Source organism: Hymenobacter jejuensis, assembly GCF_006337165.1.
In the GTDB taxonomy this organism is placed as follows: Bacteria; Bacteroidota; Bacteroidia; order Cytophagales; family Hymenobacteraceae; genus Hymenobacter; species Hymenobacter jejuensis.
Genome location: NZ_CP040896.1, coordinates 4,368,536 through 4,390,808, shown reverse-complemented (window position 1 = coordinate 4,390,808; position 22,273 = coordinate 4,368,536). Strand labels below are relative to the sequence as shown.

Below are 22,273 nucleotides of genomic sequence, written 5' to 3'. Positions count from 1 at the left end.
AGCTAGTTCCCCTCCTCAGCTGAGGAGGGGCTAGGGGTGGTTGAAAGGTTAGAGTTAGAAGCTAGAACTAATAATCGTATGGCGCTCCGGCCAACCACCCCTAACCCCTCCTTAGCTAAGGAGGGGAACTAGCTTGTAGCTCTAGTAAAGCAGGTTTTAGTCTTCCACACCCACTGTTGTAGCTTGTTCCTGCAATACATAGTGGCGGGCTACCTGGGTGAAGGTATCTACTTGCTGCCGTTGCCACTGCGCATCGTGGCCTAGCTCCTGGGCCAGCAGCGCCGCGACTTCCGGAGCCGCGCGAATAGCTGCCCTGGCGTCCAGAAACAAGATGCGCACGCGACGAGCGAGCACATCTTCTACCGTGCGAGCCATTTCGAAGCGGGCCGCCCACACCACTTCTGCCTTTAGAAATTCCAGCGCGGCATCAATCTTCTCGCCCCATGCCGGCTCATCTGTAACCAATTGCAGCAGAGGCACTTGGTCGCTACCGTATACGGCGAGGTGCGGGCTATGGTCGGCGGTCGGCAGGGCGCCGTGGATGGGCAGATGAGCCGTCTGGCTGAGAGCAGCGGGCAACTTACCCAAGGCAATGGCATTGTCGATAGTATCCTGGCCCATGCGGCGGTACGTCGTCCATTTGCCGCCCGTGATGGTAATCAGCCCCGTTTCCGACACCATGATTTTGTGGCTGCGTGAGATTTCTTTCGTCTTCTGCGAGCCGTTTTGGGAGGCCGCCAGCGGCCGCAGCCCGGCGTACATACTCAGCACATCGCTGCGCTTCGGGGCGCGGACCAAATACCGGCCGGCCGTGCGCAGCACAAACTCAATTTCTTGCTCCAACGCCTTTGGCTCTTGGCTATAGGCGTTGAGCAGTGTATCAGTCGTGCCCAGCACCACCCGATTATGCCAGGGTACGGCAAACAGCACCCGGCCATCATCGGTTTTCGGAATCATAAGCGCTTCATTACCAGGCAGAAACGATTTATCTACTACCAAATGTATGCCCTGGCTGGGGCGCACCAGCTTCGGCGTGCCCGGCTGGTCCATCTGCCGGATTTCATCCACGAAAATGCCTGTGGCATTCACCACGGCCCGCGCCCGCAATTCGTACGCGGTGCCCGTTTCTTGGTCGGTGGCGGTTACCCCCGTTATCTGACCCTGCGGGTCTTTCAGCAGGCTCTTTACTTCGAAATAATTCAGGAGAGTACCGCCCTGCTCAATGGCCGTTTGGGCGAGGTTGACGGCTAGGCGTGCATCGTCAAATTGGCCGTCGTGGTAGAGTACGCCGCCGCGCAGACCCGCCGGCTGCAGCGTACTGAGGCGCTCCAGTGTTTGCTGTCGGCTCAGGTGCACCGAGGCGCCCAAGCTCAAGCGCCCCGCGAGCACGTCGTACATCTTCAGGCCGATGGTGTAAAAAGGCCCGCCCCACCAATCGTAATTCGGAATTACAAAATCTTGGTTTTTAACCAGATGTGGCGCGTTTTGCAGCAACAGCCCCCGTTCGTAGAGCGCTTCGCGCACCAGCCCTACGTTGCCTTGGGCCAGGTAGCGCACGCCCCCGTGCACGAGTTTGGTGCTGCGGCTGGAGGTGCCCTTGGCAAAGTCTACCTGCTCCAGCAACAAGGTTTTGTACCCCCGACTGATGCCATCCAACGCGACACCCAAGCCCGTCGCCCCCCCTCCGATTACAATCAAATCCCAACTGGGGGTGCCGACCATTTGCTGCAACAGGGTTTCGCGGGCAAAAGAAGTGGCGGTCGCTTGGTGCTGCATCGGTACAAGGGGTTATAACCTGCTGAAACTTACTTGTTTCAAGATAACAGCTTATCCGTTACCTATCACCTGAACCATAACCGTCTGCTTTTGTCAGCGCGCAAAGGAATTTCCCAGCCGCGTACTCTGTACTCTAGAGGTTACCACTCGCGCATAGATTCTATACAAACTGCAGATATACACATGGTTACAGAATGAATGGTGGGTATAAGCATTGCCCCTTATTTGCGTCTACTTCGGCACGTCGATGTAGGACATCGTGTGCGGGGCATCGGACTTCTGGTTGACGAACTTCTTTTCGGGCTTGTCAAAATCACTGATATACAAACGGTTGCCCTTCAGCAGCACTTCGGCAGGCTGATCGAGCAAGCCGTTCTGGCCGTCGGTGTCGCCGTTTTGGGCCAGCGTCGTGACGGTGCCATCGGCCAGATTGATGATTTCAATGGCGTTTTCGCGCGAATTGCAGACGTACGCCTTATCGGTTGTGCGGTCGATAATGAGGCCATCGATGCAGGGTATCTTCTTGCCTTTCAGCGTCATGGCTTCCTTTTTGGCGAGGCTGCCATCGGGCTTGAGCGTGACTTTGTAGAAGGTGCCATCGCCGAAGGAGCCGGTGTAGAAGTTGCCTTTGCTGTCGTAGTCGAGGCCGTCGGCGCCGTTGTCCACGCCGGTCTCGTTCACGGCCGTCGTGAAGGTAGTCAGCACGTGCGGGTCCATCGTTTTGGGCTTCAGGTGCACGGGGCCTTTGTTTAGTTCGGCGAGCGTGAAACGCAAAATGGCGCTACCCTTGTCGTCGTTGGGCATATCCCATTGACTATCAGTTACATAGATCGTATTGCCTTTCCACACCACAGCGTTAGCCAGCGCGAAGTTGTCGACCACGGTTTCTACGGCGCCAGGCTTGCCGTTTTGCACGCGCACGCGCATCAGCCGCGATTTGAAATTCTTGTCGTTTTCATACTGATTTTCAGCATAATACAGGTTACCATCGGGCCCAAAAGCCAAATCCATGGGGGCGGCGTGCTTGGTATCGGGCTGCACGGGCAGGTTGGTGAGATAGGGCTTGATGGTGTCGTCGGTCATTTCGAGCAGCACCGCCGGGTATTTGTTGTCGGCCAGGTTCGGAACGGACAGGATCAGGCTGCCGTTGGGCGCCAGCGCGAGGCCATCGGGTGTGTTGTATTGGTCGGGCAGCGTGTGCAGCAATACCGGCTTGCCCACGCGGGCGGCCGTGTCGGTTGCGGCTACCGCCGAATCGGTAGCGGCGGCCTGGCTGGCTTGTTCGGGGGTGTTTTTCTTTTGCTGGCAGCCGGCCAACAGAGCGCCGCCCAGCAGCAGCGCGGTCAGGGTTTGGTTCATGGGTGTAGCGGTTGATACTCTGCGCGTTACAGCAACGCAGCCTAACATATTGTTAATCAGTTTTAATGTTCTGCTTAACGCAATAGCCGTGAGCCAGTTAGCCAAATGCCAAAATCTTGCGTAGGAAAACGTAAGATTTCCAGGTTCTTATCTAACAAGGACAGGATGCCCACGAATCCGGCGTCATTTCCGTAACTAGCCGCCCGAAACCTTTCTTTCAACCTCTCACCCGGACCGCGGTCCACCCCTATTTATGGCCCAAATCAGCCCCAACAAAGTCGTCACGATCACCTACGACCTGAGCGTGACTGACGAAAACAACCAGAAAGTGCTCGTCGAATCGGCGGAAGCCGACAGTCCCATGGTCTTTTTGTTCGGCCAGAGCGGCTTGCCAGAAGAGTTTGAGCATCAACTAGATGGCAAAAGCGACGGCGATGCCTTTAGCTTCTCCCTCACGCCCGAGCAAGCCTACGGCGACTACGACGAGCAAGCTTTGGTGAAAATCCCGAAGCAGGTATTTGAAATCGACGGCCAGATGGACGAGGAAATGCTGCAAGTAGGCAACTACCTGCCCATGGCCGACAACCAAGGCAACCACATGCAGGGCAAAATAGTCGCCATCGGCCCCGACGAAGTGCAGATGGACTTCAACCACCCCCTCGCCGGCATGGTCATGCACTTCGACGGCCAGGTGCAGTCGGTGCGCGAAGCCACTCAGGAAGAGCTAGAGCACGGCCACGTACATGGCGAAGGCGGGCATCACCATTAGAAGTTACTTTCGTGAGTTGAAAAAACGGGGCTATAGGCCCCGTTTTTTATTCAAATTATCTAGAAGGAATATGATACTAGATGCTGCCGCTGGGAATCTAAATATTTATAATATCGTGCTCTCCAAGCACGAAACTTTGCTATCGCTGACCGATAAACTAAGCGGGAAAGGAGCACTACGCCCGTTAACCCAAAACGGAGAATGGGAAAGACTAGGCTTCGTTCCGACCCCAAACCAAGCAGATGAGAACTTGGTGCTCTCAGCGCTTTTCCGGAGCCACAGCGTGCAGAGTGTCTCCATAATCCTTAACTCAAGTGATTTGGCTACTGGTCCGCCCCGTAGTGAGCAGCATACGCAATTACGTACCATACTGGCTGCAATGGGACTGCAAGCGAAGAACACCTTCGCGTGGGGTGAGGCCACCCTGTACGAAGATCCCAGAAACGACTATTGGTATTTCTTTATCAAATGGGAGAAGAATTGATGCATGCAAGAGTATGTATACCCCCATACCTAGCGCGGGTTCAGCGCAATGTTACTCACACAAGAATTCTTGCGATTAAGTAGTTGAACCTCTTAGCTCTACTTCCGCCTGCAATTCCGGAAAAAACTCCCGAAAATCCGCTTCATAGGCTGCGTACTGCAGCTTTAGCTCTTCCACGGCTGTTTCCATGCCTGAGCCCGGCGAAGCGCGGCGGCTCAAGCCACGAAGCGATGCCGCAATACCTTCAAAATCAGCGTAGTGCAAGAGCCAGTTGTGCTGCACCATGTAGGGCAGGAAATGCTGCACCCGCTCCGGCAACTCAGCAGCCCGGCGCGTGAGCAATGCATAGGCGCGCTGGCAAAACTCAGCCAAGGGCACGCTGGAGAACTCGCTGAAGTTGCGGGCCAAGAAGTGGTCGAAAAACACGTCGGAAATAACACCGGAGTACTTGCCGTAGCCCGCCTCGCGCAGCCGCAGCGTAGCGCGGCGCACCACCGGGTGCTGGTCGGTGAAGGTATCGATGTGGCGGTGCAGCCGAATGCCGCGCTGAATGCCGGGCGCATACTTTTCGAGCTGCCGGCCAGGCACCGAGTCAGCGATGAAGTTGCCGAGGAGCAAGTCGGGGTCGTCGGAGCCGGAAAGGTAGAGGTGCGCCAGAAAATTCACGGGTTCAAAGGTACTCTACCGGCGGCGAACCCGCTGAAACAGAACCTTCAGGCAGCAGGGCCGTACTTCTGTGGACTATCCTCCACTACCAAAACACCCCTGTCATGGCCGAACAAGTTGCTGTCAGTAACGATGTCACGAAATTGATTGAGAGAATCAAAGACATCAAGATTGCGATGCTGACCACCTACGACGAGGACGGCACCCTGCATAGCCGCCCGATGTACACCCAGGAGCCGGAAAAAGACGGCACGCTGTGGTTTTTTACCGAAAAAGACTCCGCCAAGATTTACGAGGTTCGCAAAGAAAACCACGTTAATCTGGGCTATTCCAAACCCGACGATAACCTGTACGTGTCGATTTCCGGCAAGGCTACGGTCACATCCGACAAGGAGCTGATCAAGAAATACTGGTCGGAAGGCCTGCGAGCCTGGTTCCCCAAAGGCCAGGAGGATCCCAACATCGCCTTGCTGCGCATCGACATCGACCGCGGCGAGTATTGGGATCAGCCCAGCAGCCTGTTGGTGCGGGCTTTTGGCTATGTCAAAGCCGTGACTACCGGCGAGCGCTACCAGCCAACCGGCGACGAGCACGCAAAAGTAAATCCATAATTACTTGATTTACTGATGATTATAGAAGGATCGGAAGCAATTCCGATCCTTTTTTGTTGCATTAGCAGCAAACCAGTTTCGTTTGAGCAGCCCTTGCAAAGACGCGAGTCTGCCTTCCTACATTTGCCTACACTTTGGTATAACGCTCCTCCTTCTTGCCTTCTCCGCTCACCACCCTTACGCTTTTTGGCTTAGCGCCTGGCAACGTCCGTTGGGGATTGGCCCAGATGGGCACTTCGCCGCCGCAGCTGCAACGAGTGCCGGGGCTGCGTTTTTTTAAGCTGTTTGGCAGCGGCAAGGGACAAGGTTTTGGCCTGACGCCCAATTTTCACCGTTACGGGATGATGGCCGTGTGGGAATCGGAGGAAGCCGCCGCCGCTTTTTTCGGCGGCCATGCCCTGTATCAAATATACGAGCGGCGCTGCCAAGAAATCTGGACGGCGTATCTGGCACCGCTTCGCTCCCACGGCCTCTGGGACGGCGTCAATCCCTTTGAGTATCAAGCAGAAGCAATGGCCAAGGATTCTGCTGACGGGCCCGTTGCGGTCCTGACGCGGGCTTCGATTCGGCTGCTGAAGGCCCCGCGCTTCTGGAAGTTTGTGCCCCAAACGAGCACCGCGCTGGCCGAAGCTTCGGGCCTGTTGGCCTCGATCGGGCTGGGCGAGCTGCCGTTGGTGCGGCAAGCGACGTTTAGCCTCTGGGAATCGGCGGAGGCCATGCAGCAGTACGCCTACCGTGGCCCTTTGCACCGCGAAGTCATTCAGCGCACGCGCGCCGAGCAGTGGTACAAAGAAGAGTTGTTTGCCCGTTTCCGGGTGCTGAAAACGGAAGGCACCTGGAACGGCCAACGGCTACTGTAAGAGCTTCGGCAGAGCCGCCCTACCACGCTACGGCAATTACCCGTAATTTCGCGATCCATATACGAATGGACAAACCCTAGCCCCATGCCCGCATACCGTCCGGAGGAAATTGAGAAAAAGTGGCAAGCCCACTGGAAAGAACATAATACGTTTAAGGCTGATAATCAATCGGATAAGCCCAAGTACTACGTCCTCGACATGTTCCCGTACCCGTCGGGCGCTGGCCTGCACGTGGGGCACCCGCTGGGCTACATTGCCTCCGATATTGTTACGCGATTCAAGCGCTTGCAGGGCTTTAACGTGCTGCATCCCATGGGTTTCGACTCGTTTGGCCTGCCCGCCGAGCAGTACGCCATCCAGACCGGCCAGCACCCCGAAAAAACGACCCGCGAAAACATAGCCCGTTACATCGAGCAGTTGTCGTCGCTGGGTTTTAGCTATGATTGGAGCCGCGAAGTGCGCACCTCCGACCCCAGCTACTACAAGTGGACGCAGTGGATCTTCCTAAAGCTGTTCAACGCCTGGTACAACCTCGACACCGACCGCGCCGAGCCCATCAAAACGCTGCTCGACAAGTTTGAGCAGAACGGCAGCGCCGGCATCCGCGCCGCTGGCGACGAGGAAGATCGCCACGAGTTTTCGGCTGGTCAGTGGCAGATGATGAGCGAAAAGCAGCGCCTTGCAGCAGTGCATCCGTATCGCCTTGCCTATCAATCGGATACGTATGTGAACTGGTGCCCGGCGCTGGGTACGGTGCTCTCGAACGACGAGGTAAAAGACGGGCTTTCGGAGCGCGGCGGCTACCCCGTCGAGCGGCGCTTGATGCCGCAATGGAACCTGCGCATCACGGCCTACGCCGACCGCCTGTTGCAGGGCCTCGACACGATCGACTGGCCGGACGCGGTGAAGGAGATGCAGCGCAACTGGATTGGCCGCTCGGTGGGCGCGGAAGTGATCTTCCCGCTCCAGAACGACCCAAACCAGAGCATCAAGGTTTATACCACGCGCGTCGATACCATTTATGGCGCCACGTTCATGGTGTTAGCCCCTGAGCATGAGCTAGCTGCACAGCTCACCACGCCCGAACAGCGCGAAGCCGTAGAAGCCTACGTGACGCAGAGCAAGCACCGCTCGGAGCGCGACCGCATGGCCGATACCAAAACCGTTTCGGGCGTATTTACGGGCAGCTACGCCCTGAATCCCGTCAGCGGCGAGCCCGTGCCGGTGTGGCTGGCCGACTACGTGCTGGCCGGCTACGGCACGGGCGCCGTGATGGCCGTTCCTTCCGGCGACCAGCGCGACTACCTGTTTGCCAAGCACTTCGACCTGCCCATCATTCAGGTAACCGACGCCCAGAAAGACATTGAGCACCAGGCCGATCCAACTAAGGAAGGCCGCTACATCAACTCCGGCATTATCAACGGCCTCACTTACAAAGAGGCTACCGACAAGCTGATTAGCTGGCTGGAAGAGCATAACCTCGGCAAAGGCAAAGTTAATTTCCGGTTGCGCGACGCCATTTTTGGCCGCCAGCGCTACTGGGGCGAGCCCATCCCGATCTATTACAAAGACGGCACCGCCTACGGCGTGGCCGAAGCCGATTTGCCGCTCGTGCTGCCCGAAATCGATGAGTACAAGCCTACCGAAACCGGCGAGCCCCCCCTGGGCCGCGCCAAGGACTGGAAGTACAAGGGCCAGTACGATTACGAGCTGAGCACGATGCCCGGTTGGGCTGGCTCGTCGTGGTACTACCTCCGCTACATGGACCCGCACAACAACGAGCGTTTTGTGGGCCAGGAAGCAGAACAGTACTGGGGCAATGTCGATTTATATATGGGTGGCGCAGAGCACGCTACGGGTCACTTGCTCTACTCCCGCTTCTGGTATCTGTTCCTAAAGGACCTAGGCATTGTAAGCGGCAACGAGCCGTTCCAGAAGCTCATCAACCAAGGGATGATTTTGGGCCGCTCAAACTTTGTGTATCGGATCAACGGTACGAATGAGTTTGTAACGCTTTCCAAGAAAAATCAACACGAAACCACTGCTTTGCATGCTGATGTGAGCTTGGTAGACAGCAACGATGTGCTCGACGTGGAAGCCTTCCGCAAGTGGCGCGAAGACTACGCTGATGCGGTGTTCATTACCGAAGAGGACGGCCGCTATGTTTGTGGCTGGGAAGTCGAGAAGATGTCGAAGTCGAAGCACAATGTAGTCAACCCCGACGACCTCATTGAGCGGTACGGCGCCGACGCGTTGCGTATGTACGAGATGTTCCTCGGCCCGCTGGAGCAGTTCAAGCCGTGGAATACCAGCGGCATGAGCGGCGTTTCGAACTTCCTGAAGAAGCTCTGGCGCCTGTTCCACCCCGAAGACGGTGCTTTCGCCGTAACTGACGAAGCTCCAACCGCCGCCGAGCTGAAGGCCTTGCACAAAGCCATTCGGAAGGCACAGGAGGATATCGAGCGGTTCTCCTTCAACACGTCGGTGAGCACATTCATGATCTGCGTGAACGAGCTCACGGCCCTAAGCACGCACAAACGTGCGATTCTGGAGCCGCTGACCATCATCCTGTCGCCCTACGCGCCGCACTTGGCCGAAGAGCTGTGGCAGGAACTGGGCCACGAAGCGGGCAGCATTAGTACGGCGCAGTTCCCGGCTTTTGAGGAGAAATACTTGGCCGAAGACACGGTGGAGTATCCGATTGCGTTCAACGGCAAGATGCGCGGCAAAATGACGTTCGCCGCCTCCGCGCCCGCCAGCGACATCGAGCAGGAAGTACTTGCCTCTGAGGTATTTGAGAAATTCGGCGAGGGCAAAACCCCGAAGAAAGTAATCGTAGTTCCCGGCCGCATGGTAAACGTTGTTCTGTAAGTTATTAATAATCAATAATTTACAATACAAGAACATCATGCAGAGCGGAAGCGAAGCATCTTTACCGCTTCGTTGAGTTGGTAACCTGATGTCAGCGAGCAAGATGCTTCGCTTCCGCTCTGCATGACCGCCTTTTTGTCTGTTCTGCCGTGATAAGGTCCTTCGCAAGCTCAGGATGACAGGCGGGTGGGTTACAGGACAATGCTCAGCAAGTGAGGTACTGACAATAGAAAAAGCCCGTGGCAGCAATGCCACGGGCTTTTTCTATTATTCGGATAATCAACGCTTTATTCCTCGGGGCCGGCGGCAGCTTCGCGCTTGGCCTTGGGCAAGGATTTCAACACCAACTCGTAGGAATGATCAACCCATTCCCGCAACTGGCGGTCGCTGACACCAGTGCCGATGAGGATGGTATTCCAGTGTTTCTTGTTCATGTGATAACCCGGCAGTACGTAATCGTACTCCTCACGAAGCTGAATAGCACGCTCCGGGTCACACTTCAGATTAACGCTTCCAAATGTGCTAATGTCGGTGAGGGCGAAGATCTTACCGCCAACTTTGAACACGAGCGTGTCCAGGTCGAAGGGGGTATCTTCGACAACACCGGGTTTCAGCAAGCAGTAGTCGCGGAAATCCTCAATGTTCATTGCCAGAGAGACTTAGCGAATAAACCAACGATAAATCAGCACCAAGAAGCCAACCAAGAACATGGCCATGCTCAGCTTGTTGATGAAATGCATCGTGCGCAGGTTGAAGTTGCTATGCCGGTTCGGATCGTTTTTGCGGAAGAAATAACCGAAAACGGGTCCGAGGTTAAAAAGGCCTTTGGTACGCATGGAGTGGGCTTTTGGTATGAATCTATAACACCCCGGAAGGCAGAAAGATTTATGGAAAACTAACAATATTCCGGTGAATATCCGTTTTGCCCGCGTGCCCAGGCTAGCCTTCTGCAACCCCAACCCAGCCCGCGTGTCGTTGAGGCCCACCCAGTATATCGTACGCTGTCCATGATCAAAATCTTACTTTCCGGCCTGCTGCTAACCACGAGCGCCAGCGCATTCGCTCAGGCAACTTCCGCCGAAACGGCCGCGGTGAAAAAAACCGTCACTACCTTCTTCGACGGCATGCGCAAGGGCGACAGCACCTTGGTACGCAGCGCGTTAGCGCCAGGCGCAGTACTGCACACCATCGCCAACCGCAACGGCACCCCGCAACTCCAGGTCGAAAGCACAAACGAGTTTCTGAAAGCCGTAGGCACGCCGCACCCCGACGTGTGGGATGAGCGTATCAGCTTCGATAAAGTGTTGATTGATGCGAACTTAGCCAGTGTGTGGGCTCCTTACGAATTCTATTTGGGCAACAAGTTCAGCCACTGCGGCTACGATTCTTTTCAGCTGGTGAAGCTGGCTGGGGGCTGGAAAATCGCCTACATCATTGATACGCGGCGTAAGAAGAAGTGCAAATAAAAGCCTTCCTTCGTATAAGTATTTGATAATCAACTACTTATACGAAGGAAGGCTTTGTGCCCTAGTATCGCGTTTCGGCAGCTAGAGCTGCTTCACCAACAGCAGGCCGCTGTACGAGTGGCCTTGGGGCGTCAGGCCCTGAATGGGCAGCACGCTCAGGCCGTTGGAGGCCTTTTTGTGCAGCTGCGGCACCAGAATGCCCGCCGTAGCTCCGACCACGTACCCCACAATGTTGTCGGACAGGAAGTGCTTGCCGGCCTCGATGCGGTAATACGCGACGGCCGCCGGCACCAGCGCAGCCGCGCCCCATACAAAGGGTTCGGCAGCCGAGCCGGGGTTGAAATCGTGGAAAACCTTAGCGGCGAAAAACGTGGCCGTGGCCGTGTGGGCCGTATGCCCGGCAAAAAACGAGTTGGTGGAAATCTTGCTGTTGCGGCTGGCATCGCCGTCGGGCCCGTACAAAAAAGGCCGATAGCGCGTCACCGAGCCGACCGTGAGGGTAAACACGGCGTCGGTGGCGGTGAGCGTTTGCACATACAGGCCCAGCACCTGCCCGTAGCGGCTGCGCACATCCGAATTCAGGGCCAGCAGAGCCGGCGCGGCCACCAAGCTCCCGTAGCACAGGAAGTCACTGGCAGTCTGGGCCTTTTGGCTGTAATTGCCCGCCGAAAACCGGTCGAACTTGGGCACGTCGTTCTTATCCAAAGCAGTCAGCTCGGTGTTGGTCAGCCCTTTCTTTTGCTGAATCAGATAAAGGCCCAGCCCACTGGCCGCCCCGAGGCCCACCGTAATGGGCGCGTCCACGGCGAAGCGGGTTTTGTAGGGCGAAGGAGCTTGTTGGGCCGTAGCAGCCGGGCCTGGCGAGGCCCACAAAGCCACGCTCAGAAACAGATAGGAAAAATACTTCATCGGGAAAAAGCGAACGGTGGTTATGAGAATGCCAGAAACCGCCAAACCTTCTTCCAAACGCAGATTTTCTGGAGAAGAAGGCAGTTGGCCCACCGCTTAACGTTGTGCTTCGCCCGAAGGTTAAGGCTTTTCGATCAGCCGCTTATCGGGCGGGTGCTAGCCCCATAATAGTGGCGGCATCGAGCTGGCTGAGGCTGGAGACAACGAGGTCGGCCAGGTGTAGATCCTGACCCGTGGAGTGCTCGCTGCTGTAGCCGATGCAATACATACCGGCCGCTTTGGCTGCCGCTACGCCATTGGACGAATCCTCGATTACCACGCACTCGGCGGCGGGCGTTTCGGCCAGTTTGGCGGCTTGCAGGAAAATAGCGGGGTTCGGCTTCGACTGCGGAAAATCTTCGCCGCTCACGATGTGGTCGAAATACGGATAGAGCTCGAAGCGCTTGAACACGCGCGCAATGGTCTCCTTCGAAGCCGACGACGCCAGCACCAGCGGCACGCCCTGCCGGTACAGCTCCTCGACAAGCGCCCGAGCGCCCGGCAGCAAATCCAGCTCCGTTGAGTGGTCGAAGGCAGCGCCAAATAGCTCCCGTTTGCGGACCATCAGCGCTTCCACATCCTGCGAAAGCCCAAACTCCCGCTTGATGCGCTGGTACATGTTGCGCGTGGAGGAGCCCAAAAACGTGGCGTATTCCGCATCGGATACCGTGATGCCCAGTTCGGCAAAGTGGCGGAAAAAAGCGTCGCGGTGCAGCGGCTCGGTATCAACCAAGACGCCGTCCATATCGAAAATGACAGTACGAATCATGCGGGAAGGCCAGTAGTCGGGCAAAGGTAGCAAATAGCCATTGTGGCTCTGCTGTAACGGATAGGCGGCCCCGTATGATGCGCTGTCAGGCGATTGGAAATGGAAACGAGCTTTTTTATAACTACTTATGTATCAATTATTTGCAATTGATATGATATCGGGGACTTCCAGTACGGGCTTCGGATATCCTTTCTGTACGACCTTAATCATGGCTTGCCCTACCTCCGCCAGCGTGGAAACGTACTTGGGCGCAACCCGCCGCAACACGGGGTAGAGCCACCCAATGAGGTTATAGTAGCCCTTCACATGTTTCTGCCCGGGGGTGGCGCGCATAAAAGCAGGCCGGAACATATAGGCTTTCTGAAAGCCCAGTTGCAGCAACTTGTTCTCCGTCTGGCCTTTCACCCGCGCCCACATACTGCGGCCGTGCCCCGAGCTATCGGTGCCGGCGCCGGAAACGTAGCAGAAAGTCAGGCCGGGGTTGCGCGGCAGCAGGGTTTCGGCGAAGTGCAGCGTGAGGTCGTAGGTCAGGCGACGGTATTCGGGCTGCTTCATCCCCACCGACGAGACGCCCAAACAGAAAAAGCAGGCGTTGTAACCGGTAAGTTTATCCTGAATAGGTGATAGATCCTGGAAGTCGGCGTGCAGGATTTCCCGCAGCTTCGGGTGCGTCACGCCGGAGGGCTTGCGGCTGACGGATAGTACCTGCTCCACATCGGGGTGACTCAGGCATTCGAGTAATACACCCTCACCCACCATGCCGGTTGTGCCGGTTACAATTGCGCGTATTTTCATGATGAAGTAGACGGATGAGAGGCGATTATATTTTAAGCATTTTACTGGCGAGATTTAAGAGCAACATACGCATCAAATAGCCGGTTACTTTGCAACGTTTTCTAGCTGTTATTCTGACGCCTGCGTGAGCAATCGAATCCGAACATTACTTCTTTTCTTCCTGCTTCTGCCAACCTTGGCCTTCGCCCACGGAGAGGAAATCTTTTATACAGCCTTTATTCAGCTTGGCTCTATCCTACTCTTCTTACTTGTGATTGTCTTGGGTCGTAGCTCCTATGCAGTAAAGGCTTTATTAGTCACCGTGTATCTTCTGACTACTTTCTTGGCTTGGGGTCTGATTAACCTGCTACCCTTTCGACAATACATGGGTCTGATAAACTTGTTGGTTGGGGAATACCAACTATCTGTACACTAGCCGCTTATGGAATAGCTAGGCTGCAAAACAGAAAGTAAAAGGTGTAGCAGCCGCAGGAATGCTTCGCCGCACTTAACATGACAGACGCAAGGGCACTTACGCCCCAACCGGATCTTCTACCAATTCCTTTTCCACCCATCTTCCATCTTCGCGCATCAGTTCGATCAGCTCATCCACAGCCTGCGCTTCTGGCACTGATTTTTTGATGACGTCCTGACCGCGATAGAGCGCAATCTTGCCTTTGCCCACGCCCACGTAGCCGTAATCGGCGTCGGCCATTTCGCCGGGGCCGTTTACAATGCAGCCCATGATGCCGATTTTGACGCCCTTGAGGTGGTCGGTGCGCTTGCGGATCATGGCGGTGGTTTCTTGCAGGTCGAACAGGGTGCGGCCGCAGCTGGGGCAGCTGATATACTCTGTCTTGGACATGCGCGTGCGGGCCGCTTGCAAAGTGCCGAAGCTCAATTGATTAAGCTGGTCGAGGGTTTGAAGCCACTCGTCTTTCGGGCGCTCGGGCAGTAGCTCGGTGCTGAGCACGACGCCATCGCCAAGGCCATCGAGCAACAGGCCGCCTACGTCGGTGGCAGCGTAGAGCTGAGTTTGCTCGGCCGTAAGCTCTGGGTACTGACGATTGATAATAACCGGGCAAGTCACCCCCGCGTTGATCAGCTCGAAGAAGGCCCGCCGGAGTTCGGGCATGGCGTGCGCGTTATCGGTGTGCAGAATCACAACCGCTGTGCTATCGGCGCGGAGCTGATCGAGTGCCGCGGACGTGAGCGAAGCCAAGTTGTGAAACACAAAATTCAGCGCGGCGTGGCGCTCTCCTGCCACCGCGTATTCGGCCGGAGTGTACACGGGAAAGTGTTCTGCGCGCTGGCCGCCATCGAGCCAAGCCGTAAAATCCACGATTTCCTTCAGCCCGTTAGGCAGCATAAACGGCACCGGGCGCTGGCCGCTGTACACGTAATCAGCGCCTAAGTCATTCATTTGAAACTTGTCGAGAAACGCCGAATACAAGTGTCCGGCGCACCGCAAATCGGCGTATTCCAACGAAGGCAGTCGCGACAAATCGACAATGACGCGGGGCACGTTCTGGCCACCTAAGTTGCCGGTTTCGCGGGTGTAGCGGCGGAAATACTGAAACGGATCAATCGGAACTTCGCCTACAACAGGGGCAATTGGCTTGGCCTGCTGCGCGCGATGGGTGTATCTGTCAATCAGCATTTTAGCTACCGGCGCTTCGGCTTCCGGCGCTTCCGTCAGCGACACGCGCACGGTATCGCCAATGCCGTCTTCCAGCAGCGTCCCGATGCCCACGGCCGACTTGATGCGGCCGTCTTCGGCTTCGCCGGCTTCGGTTACGCCCAAGTGCAGCGGGTAAGGTTGCAGGCCTTCCTCGTCGAGTTTTTGCACCAGCAGGCGGTAGGCCTGCACCATTACCTGCGTATTGCTAGCCTTCATCGAGAGCACTACATCGTAGTACTTCTCTTCTTCGCAAAGCCGCAAAAACTCCAGCGCCGACTCTACCATTCCCAGCGGGGTGTCGCCGTAACGGCTTAATATTCTGTCGGATAGCGAGCCGTGGTTGGTGCCGATGCGCATGGCCGTGCCGTACTGCTTGCAGATCTGGACCAACGGCCGAAACCGGTCTCTAATACGCTCTACCTCAGCCTGATACGTGGCATCGGTGTATTCAATAAAGTCAAACTTCTTTTTGTCGGCGTAGTTGCCGGGGTTCACACGCACTTTCTCCACAATGCGCGCGGCCAGTTCGGCGGCGTTGGGCGTGAAGTGAATGTCGGCGATGAGTGGCACGGTGCAGCCGCGTTTGCGCAACTCCTTCTTGATTTCCAGCAGGTTCTGGGCCTCTTTCACGCTTGGCGCCGTAATGCGCACGTATTCGCAGCCAGCTTCCACCATGCGCAGCGTCTGCTCCACCGAGCCCAGCGTGTCCATCGTATCGACGGTGGTCATGCTCTGCACCCGAATCGGGTTGAGCCCGCCCATCGGCACATCGCCGATCTTGACTTCGCGCGACAGGCGGCGTTTGTACTCGGTCAGGCTAGGGCAATACGTCTTGTTCATAGGTTGAAAACCAGCGGCGGAAGGCTAAAGTTGCGGTGAAATACAAAGGTAACAAGGATTGGCCGCCGCCCGCCACCGCCGAACCATCAAGCACCTTCGCAGTTAAACCAATAAGTAATAAGCCGTACGGACTTTACAGCCCATCTTACACACCAAAGCATATCCGCTAACGTTCTCTTTTCATGCAATTCCTCAAACCCCTTGTGCTCAGCATCTTCCTCCTGCCTACCGCCATCAGCAGCCACGCTCAGCAAGTGGCCGTTATCAAGCTACCGGAGCTGGAAAAGCGCCTGAGCCAGCCGAACGACACCACGTACATCGTTAATTTTTGGGCGACGTGGTGCGCACCGTGTATTAAGGAGCTGCCATCTTTCGAGCAGGTAAATGCCGCGTATGCCAAACAAAAAGTAAAGGTGCTGCTCGTGAGCATGGATTACGCCTCGCAGCTCGACAAGAAAGTAAAGCCCTTTGTGCTGAAGCGCGGACTGAAATCGGAAGTGGTGCTGCTCAACGAGCCCGACCCCAATTCGTGGATGGACCGAGTAGATAAAAAGTGGTCGGGCGCGCTGCCGTTTACGCTCATGCTCAACAACCAGAAAAAGAAGCGCGCCACTTTCGAGCACGAGTTTACCCAAGCGGAACTGACAGCGCAACTACAAAAGTTTTTGCAGTAACTTATTGACTTACTGCGATTTAACAATCTTAAAACTGCTTACTCTAATGAAAAGGCTTCTCTTCTTCTGTGTAGCGTGCTTGGCGCTGATGGTGCTGGGCAGCTACGTCACCCGACCCGTTTCCCCCGGCTATCAGGTGGGCGACAAAGCCATGGATTTCAAGCTCAAGAACGTCGACGGCAAGCTAGTATCGCTGGCCGACAACAAAGCGGCGAAGGGCTTCATCGTTGTGTTTACCTGCAACACCTGCCCGTACGCGCAGGCGTACGAAAACCGCATTATTCAGCTGCATCGGCAGTTTGCGCCCAAAGGCTACCCAGTGGTGGCCATCAACGCCAACGACCCGGTCGCCTCGCCCGGCGACTCGTTTGCGGCCATGCAAGCGCGCGCCCGCAGCCATACCTATCCCTTCCCGTACCTCCAAGACGAAACCCAGCAGGTAGCCAAAACTTACGGCGCCACGCGCACGCCGCACCTCTACGTGCTCACGCGCCAAGGCACAGACCTAGTAGTGTCATACATCGGCGCCATCGACGACAATTCGGAGGATGCTAAGCTAGTGAAAACCAAGTATGTAGAAAATGCCCTCAACGACATTCTGGCGGGCAAGCCGGCCACGCCCAACACCACCCGCGCCATCGGCTGCTCAATTAAGTGGAAGCGCGCCTAAAAACGCAAGTTATTACTAGTCAATACATTACAAAAAAGGCTTCTGCACAGTGCAGAAGCCTTTTTTGTGTGGTTTTGGGCTACTTCTGTTACTGCGGAGTCGTGGCTGCCGAACCTTTGGCTTTCATGTCGCCTTTTTTGGCGTTGGTTTTCATCTTGCCACTGTTGCCTTTGGTTTTTTCCTTCTTGCCATTGGTCTTCATTTTGGCGCCTTTGTCGGGCTGAGTCGTTGTGGTTTGCGCTGGCGTAGTAGTAGTTTGGGTAGTGGTTGTTTGCGCAAACGCGCCCTGGCTTACCCCAAGGGCCATGGCAAAAAGGGCAGCGGCACACAGATACTTTTTCATGAGCTTGTAGATGAGAGGGTTAGAAATAAATTTTCAACCAGTTTAAAAGCTTTACCTGAAGATTTAATGAGTTTATCGGCAAATTACCCAGTGCGTCGTTTTGCGTAAGCGATAGCGGCAGTTTAGCCACGTAAGTAGCTCATCCTTAGGCGATCACCTTATAACTACTAACGTATTATTCCAGAAAAGGTGGTCTCTCCGCGTTGGAATAGTTGGTTTTTAGCACTTTTGCCTCTCTACCTAACCCCACCCCCATGTCCAGACCCGATTTCAGCCGCCGCCACTTTCTAAAATTAGCGGGACTGGGCGTAGCCGCTCTAAACCCGCTGCTTGCCGCCGCCGAGCCCCGGAAAGAGCAGGACTATCTGGTCTATATCGGTACTTACGCTAAGCCTGAGGCTGAAAGTATCTTTCTGTATAGCCTCAACCCGGTTACCGGGGCGCTGGCCCGCGTCAACGGGTTTAAGGCCGGTGAGAACCCCTCTTACCTCACGCTGGCCGCCGACCGGCGCCATCTGTACGCCGTCAACGAAACCACGGAATACGAAGGCGCAAAAAGTGGTGCAGTCAGTGCGTTTGCAATTGATGGCCGCACTGGCGGCCTTACGTTGTTGAACCGTCAGCCTTCGTTGGGCGGCGCGCCCTGCTACATCAGCCTCGATCATACCAATCATACGGCGCTGGTAGCTAACTACGTAGGCGGCAACGTGAGCGCATTTCCGGTGCAGGCCAACGGGCAGCTATCGCCCTCGTCGGCCCTGGACCAGCACCACGGCACGGGCCCGCACAAAAACCAGACTTCGCCGCACGCCCACTGCATTCTCCCCGACCCCGCCAACCGCTTTGCTTTCGCCGTCGATTTGGGCACCGACCAAGTAACTGGTTATCAATTAGATGTGAAACAAGGAAAACTAACGCCCAACCAGACACCAGCCTTTACGGCCAAGCCGGGTGCGGGGCCGCGTCACCTCACGTTTCATCCCAACAAGCGGTGGGCTTTTCTGATCAACGAGCTTAATTCGACCGTCACGGCACTGAACTACGACGCGGCCCAGGGCACGTTTACCGAAATCCAGACGCTTTCGTCGCTGCCAGCTGATTTCAAAGGCGAAAATTCCTGCGCCGACATCCACGTTTCGCCCGACGGCAAGTTTCTGTACGGCTCCAACCGCGGCCACAACAGCATTGCCGTTTTTGCCATCGACGCCAGCGGCCATCTCACGCTGGTGCAACACGCCGATGTGCAAGGCAAAACGCCGCGCAATTTTACCCTCGACCCGACGGGTCGCATACTGCTCGTGGCCAATCAGAACTCCAACAACATCTTTTCTTATTTCATTGATAAACAGACGGGTAAGCTAAGGGCTACGGGCAAATCCGTTGAACTTCCTTCGCCGGTTTATCTGCAAATACTGCCGGATTTCAGAAAGGCGTAGTCTTGGTTTTAAGTAGCCGCGGGCTACATGGTAAGCAAAATCTTACCGGTGTGCTCGCTGCTCACCATCAAGGTTTGGGCCGCCCCGGCTTCGGCCAGCGGAAACGTGCGGTAAATAATCGGGCGAAACTTGCCGGCCGCGAGCAAAGGCCATACGTGCTCTTCCACGGCCGCCACCAAAGCGGCCTTAAAATCGGCGTCGCGGGGGCGCAACATGCTGCCGCTAAGCGTGAGGCGCCGCGTCATAATGTCCATCAGGTTGATCTCGACTTTCGGACCTTGCATGGCGTTGATGTATTGCAGGCGCCCGTCGGGGCGCAACAGGCGCAGATTTTTGGCCGTGTAGTCGCCGCCCACCATGTCCAGAATTACGTCTATTCCGGCGTCTTTCAGCGCCGTTTCAAAGTCTTCTTGCTTGTAGTTCACGCACTTGATGGCACCCAATTCCTCGCAGGTTCGGCACTTCTCATCGGAGCCAGCCGTAGCAAACACATTACTGCCCAGCAGCTTAGCCAGCTGAATAGCCGTAATGCCAATGCCGCTGCTGCCGCCGTGCACCAGGAAATTCTCGCCAGGTTTCAGCGCGCCTTTCTGAAATACATTGTACCACACCGTAAGCACCGTTTCGGGCAACGAAGCCGCGTCTTCCACCGACCAGCCCTGGGGCACGGGCAAGCAGTGCCGGGCATCCACGACAGCATATTCGGCGTAGGCGCCCTCGCTGAGCAGCGCGCACACGGCATCGCCGGGCTGCCACCGTCCGGCCTCGGCACCGCTTTGCACAACATGGCCCGCGACCTCCAGACCGGGCACTACGCCCGCCACCGGATTGCCGGCACCGCCGTACTTGCCTTCCCGCAACATCACGTCGGAGCGGTTGAGGCCTGCTGCCTGTACCCGAATCAGTACTTCGTGCGAGTTGGGTACCGGAATGGGGCGCTCCTGGACCTGCAAAACTTCTGGGCCTCCCGGCTGTGTTATCACAACTACTTGCATATCAATTATTTATAAATTCAGAGGACAACAATCTCAATCTTCTGCATTGCGCCGATCAAAGCCGTTACATACGCAGTTCAGCACGCCTCGATGAGCTTTGTTTTACTTTTTTCGTACACGGTGCATACCGCCGCAGCGCGGCTTCCATTTCCATGAAAAAACTGACCTTCTCTCCTCTCTTTAGTGCGGCGCGCGCCACGGGTCTGCGGGCCTGGCAAACGGGCCTTTTGTTCCAAAAAGCAGCCCGCACCGCCCTCGATTCCATTCAAGAAGTGCTGCGCTCCGAAGTGGCCAAGGGCAATGTGCAGTTGGTCACGGATTTTCTGAGCGACAAGGCGCTGCCCGCCGCCAAGGCGTTGCTGCTCGAGCGCATGGCCGCTCGTCTGCTCCTGCGCATCGGGTTACGCGGCGCGCTGGCTACGAATGTGGTAGGTTGGGTATTGCCCTTCGTGCTCGAAAAAATGGTGCGCGTGGGCGTAAAAACTGGGTTTTTCGAAAAAGTCAAAAGCAATCCGTCCGTTTCGGAAGCTTTGCATCGCCTCGACGAGCTAAAACGCGCTGCTTGGAAAACCATCGCTCCTGATGCCGGCAGCGGTGTCGAGCTCCTCGACGATGATGCTGATCTTCCGGCAGCCTTGCCTCCACACAAGGAATAATATTTTAACTAATTGATTAGCAAATACTTGTATAGTTGCTAGAAGGCTGTTCTTTTTCCTATAACCCATATTTTCAGGTTATATCCTTCCCATAAGAATGCAGGAAGGAACACATTGATTCTGTTATAGTTTGCTATCGATGCAACGGAAGAAATCGCGTTCTTTACCCTCTCTACAGGGCTAGGTATACGCTAGTTGCAGCGCGCTATGAAAACAGAAATTACGAACGCCTTCGGGAAAGTTTACCTGACCATTGAATACGACCAGGCCAAGCATTGGGTGTATAACAACTGGATCGGGTACCAAACCCATGCCGGCATCGTGGCCGGCGCCGACGCGTGCTTGGTTATTCTGAGTCAGCAGCACTGTCCGTATCTGCTCAACGACAACACGTTGGTCGTCGGGCCGTGGGACCACGCCGTGGAGTGGATTGCTACCGACTGGACGCCGCGCGCCATTGCCCAAGGCCTGACCCATTTTGCCCACGTCGTCAGCCCCGAATCTTTCGCGGCCTTGTCGGCCGAAGCCATGCACAACAGCATCGGCGAGTATTTCCAAATGCAGATTTTCGGCAGTGTCGCGGCGGCTCAGGAGTGGTTACAGCAAGCCCGAAAAGCGTTGACAGCGAGTCAGGAATAAATCTATAGCCTAATCAGTATCAGCTGCATAGCGCTTTGTTGGCTGTATAAAATGCGAAAGCCCCACCCGCTTTGCTACAGGTGAGGCTTTCGTGAGGCGGGCAACTTATCACCCCTTTTAGTAGGTGATATTGGTAAAGGTGCCGGTTATTGTTCTGCTGAGCGGCGATGTGCCAACAGCGCTAACGGCCCCCATGTTTTTGAGGGTGAAGGTGCAGGTCAGGCGGCGCGGCGACGTACTGACCGCGGTAATTAGGAGGCTGGCGCTAGGGGTGGCATTATTTGGACCTGGCTGCGAGTCATACTCCACACCATCGGGACCGACGTAGTGGGCATGTTGGGTGCTGGTAGTCAGGTCGTAATTGCCCACCTTCGGCTCCGGGCTATCGAGAAAAAACGTCAGGGTGTGGCCATCGGGGGTAGTCAAGCAATCGATTCTAATGCCCTCCGGCGTCGCCGTTGTCCGGAAAGAAGTGGGCGTAACGTCAGTCCTGGTCACGGTGTAAGTGGCGGCCGGGGCGGCCTCCACGGCCGTAACGGTACCCGCGCTTGTCCCACTCGCCTGCAACACCACGGTTACGTTGGCCGGGGCTACGTAGCTGGGAGTCGGGGTAAAGGACAACGTATACGTGCCCACTGCCAACTGAGGGAAGGAATACCGACCGATGGCGTCGGGCGTAGCCTGCACAGATTGGCCACCTGCGGAGGTAGCGGTCACGAGCGTAACTGCCGTTGCCGGCTGGATTTGGCCCGTCAACGTGGCTTGCTGCGTTTGTACCTGCGGGTCTTTCGTTTTGTCTCCGCAAGAAGAAGTTATAGCCGCAACAGTGGTAAGAAAACCAAAAGCGAGTAGACGTAAAGAGCTTTTCATATAAAAGGATAAGAATCAAACCCAAAAATAGGATTAATATTATCAAGTCGGCGCCCAAAAGCATCCCGACAATTCCAGCAAAGGGCAGATACGGGCACAAAAAAAGGCGCCCCACC

The 22,273-nt window shown here is 55.9% G+C and carries 22 protein-coding genes; 10 read left to right on the top strand and 12 right to left on the bottom strand.

Annotation, left to right across the window (positions count from 1 at the left end; translation table 11 throughout):
* Nucleotides 1-156: 156 nt before the first annotated feature.
* Entirely contained in the window at nucleotides 157-1,776 is a 1,620-nt protein-coding gene (locus FHG12_RS18035) for a glycerol-3-phosphate dehydrogenase/oxidase (RefSeq protein ID WP_317129679.1), read from the bottom strand.
* A 231-nt stretch (nucleotides 1,777-2,007) separates the two neighbouring features.
* On the bottom strand, nucleotides 2,008-3,135 hold the full coding sequence (locus FHG12_RS18030) for an SMP-30/gluconolactonase/LRE family protein (RefSeq protein WP_139517053.1): 1,128 nt from the start codon (nucleotides 3,133-3,135) through the stop codon (nucleotides 2,008-2,010).
* A gap of 253 nt (nucleotides 3,136-3,388) precedes the next feature.
* On the opposite strand from FHG12_RS18030, the gene FHG12_RS18025 reads away from it, so the two are divergent.
* A complete protein-coding gene (locus tag FHG12_RS18025) occupies nucleotides 3,389-3,904 on the top strand; it encodes an FKBP-type peptidyl-prolyl cis-trans isomerase (protein WP_139517052.1) in 516 nt (171 codons plus the stop codon).
* A 559-nt stretch (nucleotides 3,905-4,463) separates the two neighbouring features.
* Here FHG12_RS18025 and FHG12_RS18020 read toward each other — a convergent pair.
* A complete protein-coding gene (locus tag FHG12_RS18020; RefSeq protein ID WP_139517051.1) occupies nucleotides 4,464-5,054 on the bottom strand; it encodes an acyl carrier protein phosphodiesterase in 591 nt (196 codons plus the stop codon).
* 104 nt (nucleotides 5,055-5,158) lie between these two features.
* On the opposite strand from FHG12_RS18020, the gene FHG12_RS18015 reads away from it, so the two are divergent.
* From FHG12_RS18015 to leuS, 3 genes are all read left to right on the top strand, one after another.
* Complete coding sequence (locus FHG12_RS18015; RefSeq protein ID WP_139517050.1) at nucleotides 5,159-5,665, top strand: pyridoxamine 5'-phosphate oxidase family protein; 507 nt, start codon at nucleotides 5,159-5,161, stop codon at nucleotides 5,663-5,665.
* Between the two features lie 155 nt (nucleotides 5,666-5,820).
* On the top strand, nucleotides 5,821-6,525 hold the full coding sequence (locus tag FHG12_RS18010; protein WP_139517049.1) for a spheroidene monooxygenase: 705 nt from the start codon (nucleotides 5,821-5,823) through the stop codon (nucleotides 6,523-6,525).
* 84 nt (nucleotides 6,526-6,609) lie between these two features.
* Nucleotides 6,610-9,396, top strand: a complete 2,787-nt coding sequence (gene leuS / locus FHG12_RS18005) for a leucine--tRNA ligase (RefSeq protein WP_139517048.1) — start codon at nucleotides 6,610-6,612, stop codon at nucleotides 9,394-9,396.
* Between the two features lie 287 nt (nucleotides 9,397-9,683).
* Here the strand turns inward: leuS and FHG12_RS18000 are convergent, their stop codons facing one another.
* Nucleotides 9,684-10,043, bottom strand: a complete 360-nt coding sequence (locus tag FHG12_RS18000; protein WP_139517047.1) for an MmcQ/YjbR family DNA-binding protein — start codon at nucleotides 10,041-10,043, stop codon at nucleotides 9,684-9,686.
* Between the two features lie 12 nt (nucleotides 10,044-10,055).
* On the bottom strand, nucleotides 10,056-10,232 hold the full coding sequence (locus FHG12_RS21035) for a DUF6728 family protein (protein ID WP_165699446.1): 177 nt from the start codon (nucleotides 10,230-10,232) through the stop codon (nucleotides 10,056-10,058).
* Between the two features lie 171 nt (nucleotides 10,233-10,403).
* Between FHG12_RS21035 and FHG12_RS17995 the strand changes: the two genes are divergently transcribed.
* Nucleotides 10,404-10,862 carry a nuclear transport factor 2 family protein gene (locus tag FHG12_RS17995; RefSeq protein ID WP_139517046.1) on the top strand — a complete coding sequence of 153 codons (459 nt, stop codon included), beginning with the start codon at nucleotides 10,404-10,406 and terminating at the stop codon, nucleotides 10,860-10,862.
* Nucleotides 10,863-10,943: 81 nt separating this feature from the next.
* On the opposite strand, the gene FHG12_RS17990 is transcribed toward FHG12_RS17995, so the two are convergent.
* The 4 genes from FHG12_RS17990 to ispG all read right to left on the bottom strand — a co-directional run bounded on the left by FHG12_RS17990 (nucleotide 10,944) and on the right by ispG (nucleotide 15,874).
* The gene (locus tag FHG12_RS17990; RefSeq protein WP_139517045.1) at nucleotides 10,944-11,771 is read right to left on the bottom strand and encodes a phosphatase PAP2 family protein; all 828 of its coding nucleotides are present in this window, start codon (nucleotides 11,769-11,771) and stop codon (nucleotides 10,944-10,946) included.
* 142 nt (nucleotides 11,772-11,913) lie between these two features.
* On the bottom strand, nucleotides 11,914-12,579 hold the full coding sequence (locus FHG12_RS17985) for an HAD family hydrolase (RefSeq protein ID WP_139517044.1): 666 nt from the start codon (nucleotides 12,577-12,579) through the stop codon (nucleotides 11,914-11,916).
* A gap of 132 nt (nucleotides 12,580-12,711) precedes the next feature.
* The gene (locus tag FHG12_RS17980) at nucleotides 12,712-13,374 is read right to left on the bottom strand and encodes a Rossmann-fold NAD(P)-binding domain-containing protein (protein ID WP_139517043.1); all 663 of its coding nucleotides are present in this window, start codon (nucleotides 13,372-13,374) and stop codon (nucleotides 12,712-12,714) included.
* A 511-nt stretch (nucleotides 13,375-13,885) separates the two neighbouring features.
* Nucleotides 13,886-15,874 carry a (E)-4-hydroxy-3-methylbut-2-enyl-diphosphate synthase gene (gene ispG, locus FHG12_RS17975; protein ID WP_139517042.1) on the bottom strand — a complete coding sequence of 663 codons (1,989 nt, stop codon included), beginning with the start codon at nucleotides 15,872-15,874 and terminating at the stop codon, nucleotides 13,886-13,888.
* 182 nt (nucleotides 15,875-16,056) lie between these two features.
* Between ispG and FHG12_RS17970 the strand changes: the two genes are divergently transcribed.
* Nucleotides 16,057-16,548 (top strand): TlpA disulfide reductase family protein, encoded by a 492-nt coding sequence (locus FHG12_RS17970; protein ID WP_139517041.1) that lies wholly within the window; start codon nucleotides 16,057-16,059, stop codon nucleotides 16,546-16,548.
* 46 nt (nucleotides 16,549-16,594) lie between these two features.
* Complete coding sequence (locus FHG12_RS17965) at nucleotides 16,595-17,218, top strand: thioredoxin family protein (protein ID WP_139517040.1); 624 nt, start codon at nucleotides 16,595-16,597, stop codon at nucleotides 17,216-17,218.
* Between the two features lie 88 nt (nucleotides 17,219-17,306).
* Here FHG12_RS17965 and FHG12_RS17960 read toward each other — a convergent pair whose 3' ends face one another.
* Nucleotides 17,307-17,561: a hypothetical protein gene (locus FHG12_RS17960; protein ID WP_139517039.1), complete on the bottom strand. Its 255-nt coding sequence runs from the start codon at nucleotides 17,559-17,561 to the stop codon at nucleotides 17,307-17,309.
* A gap of 254 nt (nucleotides 17,562-17,815) precedes the next feature.
* On the opposite strand from FHG12_RS17960, the gene FHG12_RS17955 reads away from it, so the two are divergent.
* Nucleotides 17,816-18,997, top strand: a complete 1,182-nt coding sequence (locus FHG12_RS17955; RefSeq protein WP_139517038.1) for a lactonase family protein — start codon at nucleotides 17,816-17,818, stop codon at nucleotides 18,995-18,997.
* A 23-nt stretch (nucleotides 18,998-19,020) separates the two neighbouring features.
* Here the strand turns inward: FHG12_RS17955 and FHG12_RS17950 are convergent, their stop codons facing one another.
* Nucleotides 19,021-19,992: an NAD(P)H-quinone oxidoreductase gene (locus tag FHG12_RS17950; RefSeq protein ID WP_139517037.1), complete on the bottom strand. Its 972-nt coding sequence runs from the start codon at nucleotides 19,990-19,992 to the stop codon at nucleotides 19,021-19,023.
* A 152-nt stretch (nucleotides 19,993-20,144) separates the two neighbouring features.
* On the opposite strand from FHG12_RS17950, the gene FHG12_RS17945 reads away from it, so the two are divergent.
* A complete protein-coding gene (locus FHG12_RS17945) occupies nucleotides 20,145-20,648 on the top strand; it encodes a hypothetical protein (RefSeq protein ID WP_139517036.1) in 504 nt (167 codons plus the stop codon).
* A gap of 207 nt (nucleotides 20,649-20,855) precedes the next feature.
* Nucleotides 20,856-21,287 (top strand): STAS/SEC14 domain-containing protein, encoded by a 432-nt coding sequence (locus tag FHG12_RS17940; RefSeq protein ID WP_139517035.1) that lies wholly within the window; start codon nucleotides 20,856-20,858, stop codon nucleotides 21,285-21,287.
* A gap of 117 nt (nucleotides 21,288-21,404) precedes the next feature.
* Here FHG12_RS17940 and FHG12_RS17935 read toward each other — a convergent pair whose 3' ends face one another.
* The gene (locus FHG12_RS17935; protein WP_139517034.1) at nucleotides 21,405-22,157 is read right to left on the bottom strand and encodes a hypothetical protein; all 753 of its coding nucleotides are present in this window, start codon (nucleotides 22,155-22,157) and stop codon (nucleotides 21,405-21,407) included.
* Between the last annotated feature and the right edge of the window lie 116 nt (nucleotides 22,158-22,273).

Coding starts and splice junctions, on each gene's coding strand:
- FHG12_RS18035 (WP_317129679.1), bottom strand. CDS start 1,776: ATGCAGCACCAAGCGACCGCCACTTCTTTTGCCCGCGAAACCCTGTTG.
- FHG12_RS18030 (WP_139517053.1), bottom strand. CDS start 3,135: ATGAACCAAACCCTGACCGCGCTGCTGCTGGGCGGCGCTCTGTTGGCC.
- FHG12_RS18025 (WP_139517052.1), top strand. CDS start 3,389: ATGGCCCAAATCAGCCCCAACAAAGTCGTCACGATCACCTACGACCTG.
- FHG12_RS18015 (WP_139517050.1), top strand. CDS start 5,159: ATGGCCGAACAAGTTGCTGTCAGTAACGATGTCACGAAATTGATTGAG.
- leuS (WP_139517048.1), top strand. CDS start 6,610: ATGCCCGCATACCGTCCGGAGGAAATTGAGAAAAAGTGGCAAGCCCAC.
- FHG12_RS18000 (WP_139517047.1), bottom strand. CDS start 10,043: ATGAACATTGAGGATTTCCGCGACTACTGCTTGCTGAAACCCGGTGTT.
- FHG12_RS21035 (WP_165699446.1), bottom strand. CDS start 10,232: ATGCGTACCAAAGGCCTTTTTAACCTCGGACCCGTTTTCGGTTATTTC.
- FHG12_RS17995 (WP_139517046.1), top strand. CDS start 10,404: ATGATCAAAATCTTACTTTCCGGCCTGCTGCTAACCACGAGCGCCAGC.
- FHG12_RS17990 (WP_139517045.1), bottom strand. CDS start 11,771: ATGAAGTATTTTTCCTATCTGTTTCTGAGCGTGGCTTTGTGGGCCTCG.
- FHG12_RS17985 (WP_139517044.1), bottom strand. CDS start 12,579: ATGATTCGTACTGTCATTTTCGATATGGACGGCGTCTTGGTTGATACC.
- FHG12_RS17980 (WP_139517043.1), bottom strand. CDS start 13,374: ATGAAAATACGCGCAATTGTAACCGGCACAACCGGCATGGTGGGTGAG.
- ispG (WP_139517042.1), bottom strand. CDS start 15,874: ATGAACAAGACGTATTGCCCTAGCCTGACCGAGTACAAACGCCGCCTG.
- FHG12_RS17970 (WP_139517041.1), top strand. CDS start 16,057: ATGCAATTCCTCAAACCCCTTGTGCTCAGCATCTTCCTCCTGCCTACC.
- FHG12_RS17965 (WP_139517040.1), top strand. CDS start 16,595: ATGAAAAGGCTTCTCTTCTTCTGTGTAGCGTGCTTGGCGCTGATGGTG.
- FHG12_RS17960 (WP_139517039.1), bottom strand. CDS start 17,561: ATGAAAAAGTATCTGTGTGCCGCTGCCCTTTTTGCCATGGCCCTTGGG.
- FHG12_RS17955 (WP_139517038.1), top strand. CDS start 17,816: ATGTCCAGACCCGATTTCAGCCGCCGCCACTTTCTAAAATTAGCGGGA.
- FHG12_RS17950 (WP_139517037.1), bottom strand. CDS start 19,992: ATGCAAGTAGTTGTGATAACACAGCCGGGAGGCCCAGAAGTTTTGCAG.
- FHG12_RS17945 (WP_139517036.1), top strand. CDS start 20,145: ATGAAAAAACTGACCTTCTCTCCTCTCTTTAGTGCGGCGCGCGCCACG.
- FHG12_RS17940 (WP_139517035.1), top strand. CDS start 20,856: ATGAAAACAGAAATTACGAACGCCTTCGGGAAAGTTTACCTGACCATT.
- FHG12_RS17935 (WP_139517034.1), bottom strand. CDS start 22,157: ATGAAAAGCTCTTTACGTCTACTCGCTTTTGGTTTTCTTACCACTGTT.